Origin of the sequence: Streptomyces sp. NPDC058240 (assembly GCF_042882135.1) — a bacterium.
Lineage (GTDB): Bacteria > Actinomycetota > Actinomycetes > Streptomycetales > Streptomycetaceae > Streptomyces.
The window spans coordinates 107,119-119,385 of the sequence record NZ_JBHVWT010000005.1 but is presented as its reverse complement, the minus strand read 5'-3'; the positions used below and the strand labels follow the sequence as shown (position 1 = coordinate 119,385).

The window sequence follows — 12,267 nt, the reverse complement described above, 5'->3', positions numbered from 1 at the left end:
CCGCGCCCCGGACCAGGGCATCTGCCGGGCACGACCACGGTTCAGTCCGTCGCCGCCCCAGCGAGCGCATGCACCAGCGGGGTCGCGCGGTCCGTGCGCCAGATCAGGGCCCACTGGACGGGCGGGGCATCGTGGAGGGGGAGGTAGACGACATCGGTCTGCGCGTTGTAGCGCCGCCCCTCGTCGGGGACGGGGCAGACCGCGTCGCCTGCCGCGACGAGGGCAAGGATCTCGTAGAAGGTGCTGACGGCCGGGCCGCGGCGGACGGGGCGTCCGGCGGGAGTGCGGGCCGGCAGGACGGCGGCTTCCCAGTAGGCGGGTATGGGGCCGTTCAGGCGCGGCACGATGTGATCGCCGAGCACCTCCATGCTCACCGACTCCTGCCGGGCGAGCGGGTGGCCCGCGGCCATCATCAGATGAAGGGGTTCCTCGCGCAGCAGCGCCCCGACGGTCAGGTCCGGCTCGCGAACCGGCAGCCAAGTGGTCACCGCGTCGACCTCGCCGGCCCGCAAGGCTCCGAACGGATCGCTGAAGAACACTTCCCGGAAACGGAGTTCGACGGACGGGTGCCGGGACCGGAAGCGGGTCAGGACCGGGGCCATGTCGTGCATCTGGGCGCCCAAGACCCCCAGCGTCAGCGTGCCGGAAGATTGGCGGGCGACGTTGATCACCTCCGCCAGGGCGTCCTGGATGCCCTCATATGCCGGCTTCAGCCGCTGGAGCAGCACCTCTCCGACGGGGGTCAGCCGCACCTGGCGGCTTGTGCGCTCGAAGAGCTGGGCGCCAATGGCGCGTTCCTGCTTCTTGATCGCCTGGCTGACACGGGCCGGGGAAACATGCAGGCGCTCGGCGCTGCGGCCGAAGTGGAGCTCCTCCGCGAGCGTCAGGAAGATCTCTATGTCCCGCAGTTCCATCCTGTTCCCCGATTCCATTCCGGTACCCGGAGTCGTGAACCTCTGGGTTAACGACCATAACAAGATCAGCTGTTGTTCCCGGGCCGCCCCGGTATGCATGCTCGGGACCAGGCCGGGAAACTTCCCTCGGGTGACATGAGCCGGCGCGAGGCGGCAGGAATTGCCCGCTCAAGTCGGCCGACGGCCCGGAAGGCGCGTAGCTCATCGGGCGTGAGACCTCACCGCCCTGTGCTCCGCCCGCCGAGTACGAACCCCCACAGAGAGATTGCCGCGTGACACCTGATCCGAGCACCCCGCAGGACGTCGAGCGCATCGCCGCCACCGAAGATCTGGAGCAGCAGTGACACCCCGAACCGTCGAGGAGTACGCGGTGTCCGACCGCGAGAGCGGCCCGTACGCGATCACCACGGGCCCGGACGGCGCGCTGTGGTTCACCCTGGTGCACAGCGGCAGGATCGGCCGGCTGGTCCCGGGACAGGAACCGACCAGTCATCGACTCGCCCCGGACAGCGGTCCGACGGTCATCTGCAACGGGCCGGACGGTGCGCTGTGGTTCACGCAGTACCGGGGGCACCAGATCGGGCGGATCACGCCCGCCGGCCAGGTGACGGAGTTCGCGCTGCCGACTGCGGAGTGCGGGCCCTTCGGCATCGCGGCGGGGCCGGACGGCGCGCTGTGGTTCACCGAGACCGCCGCCGACCGCATCGGCCGCGTCACCACCGACGGATCGGTCACGGAGTACCCGCTGCCCCGCACCGGCGCGTTCCCCTCCGCGATCGCCGCGGCCGGGGACTCGATGTGGTTCACCATGAACCAGGCCAACGCCATCGGCCGTATCGGCATGGACGGCTCCATCACGGTCCATGACCTGCCCACCGAGGCGGCCGCACCGGTGGGGATCGCAGTGGGCACGGACGGAAGTGTCTGGTTCACCGAGATCGCGGCCGGTCAGATCGGCCGCCTGACACCCGACGGGCGCATGACCGAGTACCCGCTGCCCGACCGCTCCGCCAAGCCGCACGCCGTCACGACCGACGCCGACGGAACGGCCTGGTTCACCGAATGGGGTGGGAACCGAGTCGGCTCGCTCACCTCCGACGGCACGGTCACCGTCCATGACCTGCCGACCCCGGCCTCCGAGCCGCACGGCATCACGGTGGGCCCGGACGGCGCCCTGTGGACGGCCCTGGAGACGGGCGCACTGGCCCGCATCGAACCGGCCACGACCAGAACCACCCTCACCACCAAGAACACCGAACAGAGGAACACCCCATGAAATACGCCCTCGTGGTCTTCGAGACGGATGCGTCACGCGCCCTGATCCAGGCCGACCGCGCCGCCTACCGAAAGGCGTACGAGACCTGGATCGGCGAGCTCGCGGCAGCGGGCAAGCTGGCGGGCGGCGACGCCCTCGACACCGAGCACCAAGGCCCTGTCACCGTGCGCAGGACGGCGGACGGGTCCACGGCGGTGACCGAGGGTCCCGTGCACAGCGGCGAGGAAACCCTCGGCGGCTGGTTCGTGCTGGAGGTGGCCGACCACGCCGAGGCCATCGACCTGGCCCGCGGCTTCCCCACCCCGGAGGCGCTCGAAATCCGCCCGATCCTCGAATCGGCCTGAGCAGCATGCGGCCCTCGGGCCTGTCCGGCGGATCGGGGGCGGCAACGGCTACATCGACGAGATCCTCGCCGAGGGCACCCGCATCCTGGCCGCCGAGGGCGTCGACCGGATCAGGGCATCGACGGACCTCGGCAACGTCCCCATGGCGAAGGCCTTCGCCCGCGCCGGATACGTCAACTTCGAACGCTCCCTCAACCTGGTCTGGGACTGACGCTGCCGCGGGCCTGACCCGCGATGCGGATCAGGCCCCTGCCCGAAGGCCGTCACGGACTCAGCGGCTGACCGTGGTCTCCCGCTCGATGCATGACAGCTTCTTGGGATTGCTTACGCCGCGGAGCCCGGTTATGAGGCCGACATCGATGCGCATCGCAGACATGCTCGGCCATGCCCGGGGAATCGCCGCTACATCCGTCTCGCGGCACTCTGCCCTGTTCACGTCGCAGGAAGTCGACTCACGCACGGACACCAGCTGGACACAAGATGCAACAAGTGTACACTTCTGCACATGAGTGACACGCTACCAATCACTGAAGCCCGAGCCCGCTTCGGCTCTCTCGTCCGCAGAGCCTCCAACGCGCGCGAACGCATCACGATCACCGACCACGGCCAGCCCGCGGCCATACTGATCAACGCTCAAGAACTGGCCGAGCTGGAGGATGCATTGGCTCTCGCCCAGTACCAGGCTCGCCAGGCCGCTGGCGCCGTGGAGACCGTCCCGCATGACCAGGTCCGCGCACGACTCGGCCTGGAGCAGCGTTGACGTATCTGATCACCTGGGACGAGCACGCCATCGACCAGGCTGCCCGATTCCTCAAGGACGATCCCGACGGCTTGCGCCAGTTAATGGATGCCGTCGACCTGCTCGCTGACGACCCCGCGCCTCAAGGGTCAGCGCCATACGGCTCTCCCACGCTGCGGCGCGTGCACGTGGGGCGCTATCGCGTGCTGTACGAGATCAAAGAAGCCCAGGTCACCATCATCGTGATCCACGTCGGCCGCCTCGGCTGACGTTCACCGGGACGTGGCCAGCTCCGCCCACACCGTCTTGCCCACGTCCCGGTCCTTCACGCCCCACGAGGTCGCCAGCGCCCCGACCAGGTGCAGGCCGAACCCCGATTCCGCGCCGGGGCGGGAGGGCCTCACCTCCGGCTCCCGTTCCCCTCTCGCGTCCGACACCTCGATACGGAGCGTGCCCGCGAGAACGACGAGCCGCAGCTCGAAGTCCCGCCCCGGCACCAGCCCGTGCAGCACCGCATTGGCCGCCAGTTCGGACACGATCACCGCGACGTCCCCGGAGAGCTCGCTCCCGTACGGCACGCCCCACGCGTCGAGTTGATGCACCGCGAGCCGACGGGCGAGGCGCGCGCCCCGACGGGTGGCGCTGAAGCGTTGGGCGAACTCGGCGCCCGCAAGGGTGATTTCAGCGTTCATGTGACTCAGCGTGTCCGGTTGCTCGTACGCTGACCAGGAGTGACACCACGACGCCGAGTAGCTGCACGGGCACGCTCCGTCGGCTGTACGGGGCGTCGGCCGTGACCGGGCGAACAGAGAGCGGTGCGGGGCAGATGGCGAACGCGGAACGCGAAGAAAGGCCGGAGCAGCCGGCCGAATCGGATGGAACGGCGCACCTTTTCAGGGCACTGGGCAAACAGATCAAGGTGTTGCGCGAACGCGCGGGCATGAGTCAGAGGGAACTTGGCCTCGCGGCCCACTGCGGGGAAGACCTCATCTCGGCGATGGAGCGGGGGGTGCGCACGCCGCAGCCCGACTTCCTGATCCGTGTGGACCCGCTCCTCGGCGCGGACGGGGTGCTGCGAGCCACCGCCGACGAGGTGCGAGAGGCGCTGGCGAAGGCGCGAACCCGGCACCCCGACTGGTTCCGGGGCTTCGCGCGGGTGGAGGCCGATTCTCTGGCACTCCACGAGTACAGCAACCAGGCAATTCCTGGTCTGCTCCAGACAGAGGAGTATGCACGGGCAGTGTTCACGAAGCGCCGCCCTCTGCTGGACGAGCAAACCGTGGAGAAGCGTGTCTCGGACCGACTTGCCCGCCAACAAATCTTCGAGCGCTGGCCTCAGCCGACGTTCAGCTTCGTGATCGAGGAAGCAGTCATCCAACGCCCGCTCGGCGGACGAGCCGTCCACGCTGGCCAACTTCTCCGGATGAGCAAGATCAGTCGGATGCGAACGGTGGAGCTTCAGGTGATGCCCACCGATCGAGACGAACACCCTTCCATGGACGGCCCGTTCACCCTCCTGACCCCCAAGGGCCGAAGCGAGGTTGCGTACACAGAGATCCAGGGGCATGCCCGACTCATCACCGACCCGGACGAGGTCCGCCTGTTCAGCGAGCGCTATGGAATCATGCGAGCGCAGGCTCTCACCCCGAGGGAGTCCCTGATGCTGATCGAGAAGATGCTGGGAGAGTTATGAACACCGAGCAGCTCCGCTGGTTCAAGAGCAGCTATAGCGGCGGCGAGGGCGGAACCTGCGTCGAGGTCGCCTTCGACTGGCGTAAGTCGAGCTACAGCAGCGGTGGCGGCGGCGAGTGCGTCGAGGTCGCGACCTGCCCCGCCACCATCCACATCCGCGACTCCAAGAGCACCCAGGGCCCCCACCTCGACGTCGCCCCCGGCGCCTGGTCCGCGTTCGTCACGTACGCGCGTCAGGGCTGATCGCACCAGGTCAGCCCACGTTCGCCCGGTCCCGCACCGGATCGCGACAGCCGCGACCCGGTGCGCCGCGACCCGGGTGACCGCGACGCGGCGGCCCCCGACGTAAAAGAGCTTTTAAAGGCTTGGGGAAGAAGAAACTTTCCCAACCCAACCCCTCCCCCAGCCACGTACAGGGGCCCGTCACTCACACGGGTGAGGTTCGCCAACTGAGCTGGATTCCGCAGGGGTTCGCTGGCATATGCTCGCCGCGACAACCCCCAGACATGCGTCGGCCCCCGGCCGGGAGTGCAATCCCATACCGAGGGCCTGACCACCGAGGAAGTTCGGAGCTTCCTGATGGATACACAGCAGGTTAGCGCGCCCTCGCGCACCCCGTCTCCCGTTCGCGGGGGCGCCACGCCGACAGCCGGTGTCATGCACATCAACTCCCGGCACACCAGCCGCTTCACCGTCATCGGCAACCATCTCGCCCAGCACCGCGAGCTCTCCCTCCTCGCGATCGGGCTCTCGACGTACATCCAGTCGCTTCCCGCCGGGGCGCGGATCGGCATCAAGACGCTCGCCGAACGCTTCCCGGACAGCGAGGCCCGTATCGCCGCCGCGTTACGCGAACTGGAGGCCCACGGCTACCTGAGCCGTACCCGCGAGCGGCTTCCCAACGGCCGTGTCGTCACCCGTACTTGCTCCTACAACCAGCCGACCGGCACCACGCAGCGGCACCCGGCTCCGGCCCCGGCACCCAAGCCGCGCCCCCAGCCCAGCGGCCCGGCACCCGCACCAACCCCCGAACCGGCACCCGCACCGGCCAAGGCCCCGCCCCCGCCGCTCCCCCAGCCGCGCAAGGAGCTCCCCCAGCTCATCCGCGCCGCCACCGCGCTGCTCACCGATCTCCCCCGCCACGCGCCCCAGATCCACCTCGCCGAGAAGGACGTCGTCCTGCTCGCACCCGCCGCCGCCACCTGGTTCGAGCGCGGCGCCACACCCGCCGCCCTCCGGCACGCCCTCACCCACGACCTCCCCCAGCCCCTCAAGCACCCCGCCAAGCTCCTCCGACACCGCCTCACGGCTCTTCTGCCGCCCCCACCGACCCCGGACATGCCCGCAGTCCCGCTCCAGAACTGCGACCGCTGCGACCGCGCCTTCCGCTCCCTCGTCCCGGGCAACTGCCACGACTGCGCAGCCGACGCCGCCCACGCCCCGTTCCCTATCCTGACCGGATGATCACCACCCCTGAACTCGTCATATTCGACTGCGACGGCGTGCTCGTCGACAGCGAACGCATCGCCGTACGCATCCAGGTCCAGGTGGGCGCCGAGCTGGGGTGGCCGCTGACGGCGGAGGAGGTCGTCGAGCAGTTCGTGGGGCGGTCGAACAAGTCCATCGGCGAGCTGGTCGATGCCCGGCTGCCCGGTGCGTCCGCCGCCTGGCAGCAGCGCTTCGAGGACCTCCACCGCGACGCGGTCGGGACCGAACTCGTCGCGGTGGAGGGCATCCACGAAGCGCTGGCCGCCCTCACGCTCCCCACCTGCGTGGCCTCCAGCGGCAGCCACGACAAGATGCGCCACACCCTGGGCCACACCGAGCTCTACGCGCACTTCGAGGGACGCATCTTCAGCGCCACCGAGGTCGCACGCGGAAAGCCCGCCCCCGATCTCTTCCTTCACGCGGCCCGGCGGATGGGGGTCGAGCCCGCCGCCTGTGTGGTCGTCGAGGACAGCAAGTACGGCGTGCAGGCCGCCCGTTCGGCCGGGATGCGGGCCTTCGGCTTCGCGGGCGGGCTGACCCCGGCGCACTGGCTGGAAGGCCCGGACACCGTGGTCTTCGACGACATGCGCAAGCTGCCGACGCTGCTGTCCGGGAGCTGAGAGTTCCCGGCCCGCCGCTTCCCGTGTCTCGCGGTGCTCCGGCCCGTCACCACTCCTCGTAGTGGCCGATCACCCGGAAGCTGCCCGCGACGCCGTTGTCGATGAACCCGCCGCCTCGGACGTTAGGAGTCACGACACCGTAGGTGCTGCCGTAGGGGCCGACCGTGGCGACCGGAGAACCGCCGTCACAGGCGAACCCCCGAAAGACCTCGACCGCATTCCGGCTGTTGTTGTAGATGCTGAAGCTGCTCGATCCCAGCCCGCTGGCCGCGGGGACGCAGCCCCCCGGATAGGCGGAGTACTCCCGTTCGTTGAAGTAGATCCTCTCCTCCCCCCTCCGGTCGTAGCCGCGGTCGCGCCCTCCCCGGTCGGAGCCCTCGTCGCCGCGCCCGCCACGGCCGCCACCCTCGTCGTCGCGCCCGCCACGGCCGCCACCCTCGTCGTCGCGCCCTCCGCGGTCGCCACCGTTGTCCCCCTTGTCCCCCCTGCCCTCCGTTCCGCTGTCGCTGCCGAGGGGGGCCGGAGCGGGGGCAACCTGCCGGGCGGGCGGGGCGGGCGGGGCAGCCCGGTGAGCGGGCTGAGCAGCTCGCCCGGCGGCCGTTTCGGACTGGGTGAATCCGTCAGTCGAGGCATAGGTGATGCCAGTGGCAAGGACCGCTGTGCCGACTACGGCGGCGGCCACAGTGAAGGTACGCGTAGGCATGTCACTTCTCTCCGTCTCAGAGACGCCGGCCTGACGGCCGACCTGCGGCGAACGTACCGACGGGCCCCATACCTGTCATTTCGGGCAAGCCCAGGGCGTGACACCGCAGGACCGGTCGGGTGCAAAGAAGGCATTCAACGCATATCTTCCATACCGGTGTCACTGCGCCCCGGGCCACGGCGGCTGCTCCGGTGACTCGCCCTGCTCCGGGGGCGGTGACGTGGTCTGGCCCGGCTCCGGAGGCGGTCCCGTTGTCCTGCTCTGGTCCGGGGGCGGCGTTGTGGTGCTGCCCGGCTCCGGAGGTGATGCCGTGGTGCTGCCCGACTCCGGGGCGAGAGCGGAACGGGGCGACTCGGTCAGGCTGGGGGCGGGTTCCTCTGGTTGCCCTGAAGCGCTCGATGCCGGGACGGGGATGTCGGTGTCCTCCGAGGCGGAGGCGGTGGCGACGATCACGGCAGCGGAGCCGACGGCCAGCAGTGTGGCCGCCGCGATTTTGGCGATCTTTGCTCTCAACGTTCCCTCGCTGAATGTCACATTCCGGACGGCGCGTATGCGAGGCATTCGTGGCGGGGGGTGCCATGAATTTTCCTCGCAGCCACGCCACCGCGATCTTCGCCCACCTGGACCGACGACCGCGGCGGCCCCATGATGACCAATCCCGCTGATGCTCCACTGATGCCCCACTGTCGTTCCGCAACGGGCCGCGAACGCCGGACGCCCGTACGCGCAAGGGCCGGGCGCCGCACCGTCTGGTGCGGGTCGCCCGGCCCTTGTGTTCGGCCCGTACGCGTCAGCGGGCAACCGTCTTGGTCGCCTGGCTGGTTGCCGTGCCACTGGCGTGACCGGTGCGGCGGGCGGTCACCTTGACGGTGATCCTCTTGCCGCGCTGGGCGGACTTGAGCGTCAGCGAGGACTTGGTCGCGCCGGAGATCGCCTTGCCGTTCGCGTACCACTGGTAGCCGTACGAGGTCGGAGTAGGCGTCCAGGTGCCGTTGGCGGCCTTGAGGGTGCGGCCCACCTTCGCCGTGCCGGAGATCGTTGGCGGCTTGGTGGCCTTGGGTGCGCTGCCCTTGGCGACCTTCACCGAGGCGGGCGTCGTGGAACCGTCGGCGTGACCGGTACGGTGGGCCGTGACGGTGACGGTGAGGTACTTGCCGAGCAGCGAGGCCGGGACGGTGTACGCCGAGGCCGTCGCGCCCTTGATCGCCTGACCGTCGGCCTTCCACTGATAGTTGTAGGAGGTAGCGGCGGGCGTCCAACTGCCGCTCGTGGCGGTCAGTCTGGCGCCGACCTTCACAGTGCCGGTGATCTTCGGTGCGGTCGTCACCCTGGGCGCCGCGCCCTTGGCGACCGTGAGCGCCGCCGAGGTGGCCGGGACGTCCGCCGTGCCGGTGCGGCGGGCCGTGACGGTGACCGTGAGCTTCTTGCCCAGCAGCGACGCCGGGGCGGTGTACGTGGACGCGGTGGCCCCGCTGATCGGCTGCCCGTCGGCGTTCCACTGGTAGGCGTACGAGGTCGGGGCGGGGGTCCAGGTGCCGGGGGCCGCGGTGAGGCGGTCGCCGACGCGGGCGGTGGTGCCGATGGTCGGCGGTGCGCTGTTGCGGAGCGGGGCCGGGGTGACCTCGAAAGAGCCGCGCCCGTACTGCCCACTGTTGTGGGTGACGACGCTGAGGTACCAGGTGCCGACGGTGGCCCCGGTCAGGTCGAGGACGGCCGTCAGGGTCTTCCGGTCCGCCGAGACCTCGGCTGTGGTCGATTCGACCACCTTGCCGGAGAGCTGGATCTGTACCTTGTCGTCCTTGTGCAGGGCCGTACCGGTCACCCGGACCGTCACCTTGGTGCCGACGTCCCCGGTTGCCGGGGAGACCGACCCGATGCTCACCTTCTCCGTGCCGCAGATGTTGGACCAGCAGACCGCCTCGGCCTTGTACGAGGTCTTCGACGCCTTCTCCGGCAGCGACAGGACCAGAATGCTCGGAGTGGGCTCGGCGGAGTACGGCTCGTTCACGGCGCACTGGTAGCCGGTGGGGATGAAGCGCATGCAGCCGTTGTCGAGGCTCGCGTCGTACAGCGCGGGCACCGCGGTCCCGGTGGCGCCCGTGGTGTCACTGATCGCCATGTCGAACCGGTCCCGGTACGCCGTGGGCAGCGCGGCGCAGACGGCGGTGTGCTGCTCGTCGAGGGTGCCGGTGATCGGGCCGTACCCGTAGGCGATGCTCGCGACCTTCTCGCACTCGGCGGCCGGTCCGTCGGCACCGGCGATGCGCAGGGCGTCGAAGCGGTACGAGTCGGCGGCCTTCAGGCCCGCCCGGACAGTGACCAGGACCTGATAGTGAGTGGAACCGGTGACGGCGCACGCCTGGTTCTTGTTGCAGAGGGCGGTGCCGTCGGCGTCGTACACCACCACGTTCGCGGTGCCGAGCTCGTCACGGACATCGATGTGCAGGGTGTCCTTGGCGTCGGCGGTGGTGACCTGGCGGCAGCGCAGCTCGCCAGGGGCGCCCATGGTGCCGCCTGTGGACGGGCCGCCGACCTTTGTCGCCGGGTTCGGGGTGCAACCCTTCGCGGTCGCGGTGACGTCGCGGCGGGTCAGGGTGTAGTCGGCGGCGGTGTCACGGCCGGTGACCAGCACGGTGTGGGCAACACCGGGGGCCAGCGCGCAGGTCGTCCAGCTGGAGAGGGTCGAGTAGATCGAGCAGACCCGCTTGCCGTGGGGGTCCAGGACGGTGAATGCGGCAGTGGACGTGGTGCCGGGGGCCGCCTGGAGCTGGAGATTCTCCTGGGCACCGTGGTCGTCGGCCGGGATGCTCAGGCAGCGCGAGAAGACCCCGTCACCGGTGGAGAACCGGGCAGCCGAGCTCGTCGCGGTGAAGTCCCCCGCCGGAATGGCGGGACAGTCGCTCGCCGCGTCGGTGCGGTGCAGGGCGAGGGCATACGGGCCGGTCGGCTCCGACGAGTCGTCGGTGGAGACCAGGGCACGGAACGGGGCCTTGCCGGTGAGTGCGCACGTGCCGGCCGACAGGTCGGTCCAGTCGCACCGCTGGGCGCCGTCGGCGTCGACGACGGTCACTTCGGGGCGCGGCGCCGACCCGCTGAGGGCCTTCAGCACGGCCAGGCGGGCGTCCGCGGGAAGCGGCAGGGACAGGCAGTCGATCTCACCAGCCGCTGTGAACGCACCGTGGTAGAGGCCGAGTTCGACGGGCTCGCACCCAGTGGTGGCGGAGCTGTCGAGGATGAGAGTCGGGTGATCGGTGAAGACGGTGTAGTCACCGGCGGCGGGAAGGCCGCAGTCGCCGTCCCAGGTGGCGCAGACGGTCTTGCCGTCCCGGTCGTACACGGCGAGCGTCGAACGGGTGCCATCGCTGACGGAGTACACGTTGTAGCGTCCGGCGGCCGGGGCCGTGAACGTTTTGCAGCCGCTGGCCGGGGCCGCGGTCGTGGGCGCGGAGTTGTACGCGTTCAGAGGGACCTGGGTGCAGCCGGCCGAGTCGGAGATACGGCGGACGGTGAGGGTGTACTCGGCGGGGAAGCCGTGCTCCGCCTCGCTGACCTGCGAGAGGACCCGGTATGGGCCATCGCCGGGCAGGACGCAGCCCTCGCTGTCGTCCTCGTTGAAGTGCGGGCAGATCCGGGCGCCGGTCTCGTCGGTGATCCACGACAGGCCCTGGCCGTACGCGGTCGTCCTGATGTCGTTGGTGATCCGCTCGCCCGGCCTGCCGTTGAACGGCTGGCACTGGATGGCGGTCGGCCCGGTGGCCGAGCCGACGACGGGGGCGGTGTCCCAGGCGGTGCTGATCTCCGGGGCGCAGCCCTTGGCAGTGGCGAGCGGGATGACGGCGACGGTGGGCTTGCTCGCCTCGAACGCGTTGTTCGTCAGCCGGAGCGTGAATTCGCCCGAACGGGGCAGTCGGCACCAGCCGGCGCCCCACTCGGAGTCGTAGCAGTTGATCTCCGTGTCGCCGTCGAAGACATAGGCGTACGTGTTGGCGTCGGTGCCGCCGACGACCACCACCTTGTGCAGCCCGGCGGCCCCGGCCGTGATCGTGAAGCAGACCGTGCCGCCGCCCGGGATCGTCGGCCTGCCCTCCGCCGGGGCGGCCTCGCCGAAGCCGGAGAGCGGCAGTGCTGCACAGTCCTCGTCGGCCGTGGCATCGGCCGTCGCGGTGGGGGCGTACGCCTGGGCGACGCTCGCGGGTACCAGTAGCGAGAGCAGGACCGACAGCGCGAGCAACAGCGCGGCGTACGCCGCCGATCTGCGCGATCTCGCATATCTCGCGGATCTCGCCGCCGTGCGTGGGTAGCTGGGCATTCCGTTCCCCCCGGGCCGGTGAAGTGTGCGCTTTGCCCGGGCTTCGCGAACGACGGACGACCAACGGCGTGCAAACGCGGGACGGCCCGGGACACAAGCGAGATGTGTGTGACTCGTAAAGATGAGTGCACGCGATCATCGCACACGCGTCCGGGGCCGCCGAGAAATTTCGGATCCGGTCA

At 69.9% G+C, this 12,267-nt stretch carries 13 protein-coding genes and 1 pseudogene; 9 read left to right on the top strand and 5 right to left on the bottom strand.

Annotated elements, in window-relative coordinates:
• Nucleotides 1-41: 41 nt before the first annotated feature.
• Complete coding sequence (locus ACFVX4_RS12540) at nucleotides 42-914, bottom strand: LysR family transcriptional regulator (protein WP_389975169.1); 873 nt, start codon at nucleotides 912-914, stop codon at nucleotides 42-44.
• 340 nt (nucleotides 915-1,254) lie between these two features.
• On the opposite strand from ACFVX4_RS12540, the gene ACFVX4_RS12535 reads away from it, so the two are divergent.
• The 5 genes and pseudogenes from ACFVX4_RS12535 (at nucleotide 1,255) to ACFVX4_RS12515 (ending at nucleotide 3,542) form a co-directional block, all read left to right on the top strand.
• Nucleotides 1,255-2,190, top strand: a complete 936-nt coding sequence (locus ACFVX4_RS12535) for a virginiamycin B lyase (RefSeq protein ID WP_389975166.1) — start codon at nucleotides 1,255-1,257, stop codon at nucleotides 2,188-2,190.
• Complete coding sequence (locus ACFVX4_RS12530; RefSeq protein WP_389975163.1) at nucleotides 2,187-2,534, top strand: YciI family protein; 348 nt, start codon at nucleotides 2,187-2,189, stop codon at nucleotides 2,532-2,534. Before ACFVX4_RS12535 ends, ACFVX4_RS12530 begins: the two co-directional genes overlap by 4 nt.
• 40 nt (nucleotides 2,535-2,574) lie before the next feature.
• Nucleotides 2,575-2,745 (top strand): annotated as a pseudogene (locus ACFVX4_RS12525) (GNAT family N-acetyltransferase); the annotation flags it as partial.
• A 294-nt stretch (nucleotides 2,746-3,039) separates the two neighbouring features.
• On the top strand, nucleotides 3,040-3,294 hold the full coding sequence (locus ACFVX4_RS12520; protein ID WP_389975160.1) for a type II toxin-antitoxin system Phd/YefM family antitoxin: 255 nt from the start codon (nucleotides 3,040-3,042) through the stop codon (nucleotides 3,292-3,294).
• Complete coding sequence (locus tag ACFVX4_RS12515) at nucleotides 3,291-3,542, top strand: type II toxin-antitoxin system RelE/ParE family toxin (RefSeq protein WP_389975157.1); 252 nt, start codon at nucleotides 3,291-3,293, stop codon at nucleotides 3,540-3,542. Before ACFVX4_RS12520 ends, ACFVX4_RS12515 begins: the two co-directional genes overlap by 4 nt.
• Nucleotides 3,543-3,545: 3 nt before the next feature.
• Here the strand turns inward: ACFVX4_RS12515 and ACFVX4_RS12510 are convergent, their stop codons facing one another.
• Nucleotides 3,546-3,965, bottom strand: a complete 420-nt coding sequence (locus ACFVX4_RS12510) for an ATP-binding protein (protein WP_389975154.1) — start codon at nucleotides 3,963-3,965, stop codon at nucleotides 3,546-3,548.
• A gap of 134 nt (nucleotides 3,966-4,099) precedes the next feature.
• Between ACFVX4_RS12510 and ACFVX4_RS12505 the strand changes: the two genes are divergently transcribed.
• The 4 genes from ACFVX4_RS12505 to ACFVX4_RS12490 all read left to right on the top strand — a co-directional run bounded on the left by ACFVX4_RS12505 (nucleotide 4,100) and on the right by ACFVX4_RS12490 (nucleotide 7,073).
• Entirely contained in the window at nucleotides 4,100-4,966 is an 867-nt protein-coding gene (locus ACFVX4_RS12505) for a helix-turn-helix domain-containing protein (protein ID WP_389975151.1), read from the top strand.
• Nucleotides 4,963-5,208, top strand: coding sequence for a DUF397 domain-containing protein (locus ACFVX4_RS12500; protein ID WP_389975148.1), 246 nt, complete (start codon nucleotides 4,963-4,965; stop codon nucleotides 5,206-5,208). Before ACFVX4_RS12505 ends, ACFVX4_RS12500 begins: the two co-directional genes overlap by 4 nt.
• A gap of 336 nt (nucleotides 5,209-5,544) precedes the next feature.
• Entirely contained in the window at nucleotides 5,545-6,429 is an 885-nt protein-coding gene (locus ACFVX4_RS12495) for a helix-turn-helix domain-containing protein (protein WP_389975145.1), read from the top strand.
• On the top strand, nucleotides 6,426-7,073 hold the full coding sequence (locus tag ACFVX4_RS12490) for an HAD family hydrolase (RefSeq protein WP_389975142.1): 648 nt from the start codon (nucleotides 6,426-6,428) through the stop codon (nucleotides 7,071-7,073). The genes ACFVX4_RS12495 and ACFVX4_RS12490 overlap by 4 nt, the downstream gene beginning before the upstream one ends.
• 46 nt (nucleotides 7,074-7,119) lie before the next feature.
• On the opposite strand, the gene ACFVX4_RS12485 is transcribed toward ACFVX4_RS12490, so the two are convergent.
• The 3 genes from ACFVX4_RS12485 to ACFVX4_RS12475 all read right to left on the bottom strand — a co-directional run bounded on the left by ACFVX4_RS12485 (nucleotide 7,120) and on the right by ACFVX4_RS12475 (nucleotide 12,085).
• Nucleotides 7,120-7,776: a hypothetical protein gene (locus ACFVX4_RS12485; RefSeq protein ID WP_389975139.1), complete on the bottom strand. Its 657-nt coding sequence runs from the start codon at nucleotides 7,774-7,776 to the stop codon at nucleotides 7,120-7,122.
• A gap of 159 nt (nucleotides 7,777-7,935) precedes the next feature.
• Nucleotides 7,936-8,289, bottom strand: coding sequence for a hypothetical protein (locus ACFVX4_RS12480; protein WP_389975136.1), 354 nt, complete (start codon nucleotides 8,287-8,289; stop codon nucleotides 7,936-7,938).
• A gap of 277 nt (nucleotides 8,290-8,566) precedes the next feature.
• Nucleotides 8,567-12,085 (bottom strand): hypothetical protein, encoded by a 3,519-nt coding sequence (locus ACFVX4_RS12475; RefSeq protein ID WP_389975133.1) that lies wholly within the window; start codon nucleotides 12,083-12,085, stop codon nucleotides 8,567-8,569.
• Nucleotides 12,086-12,267: the final 182 nt, after the last annotated feature.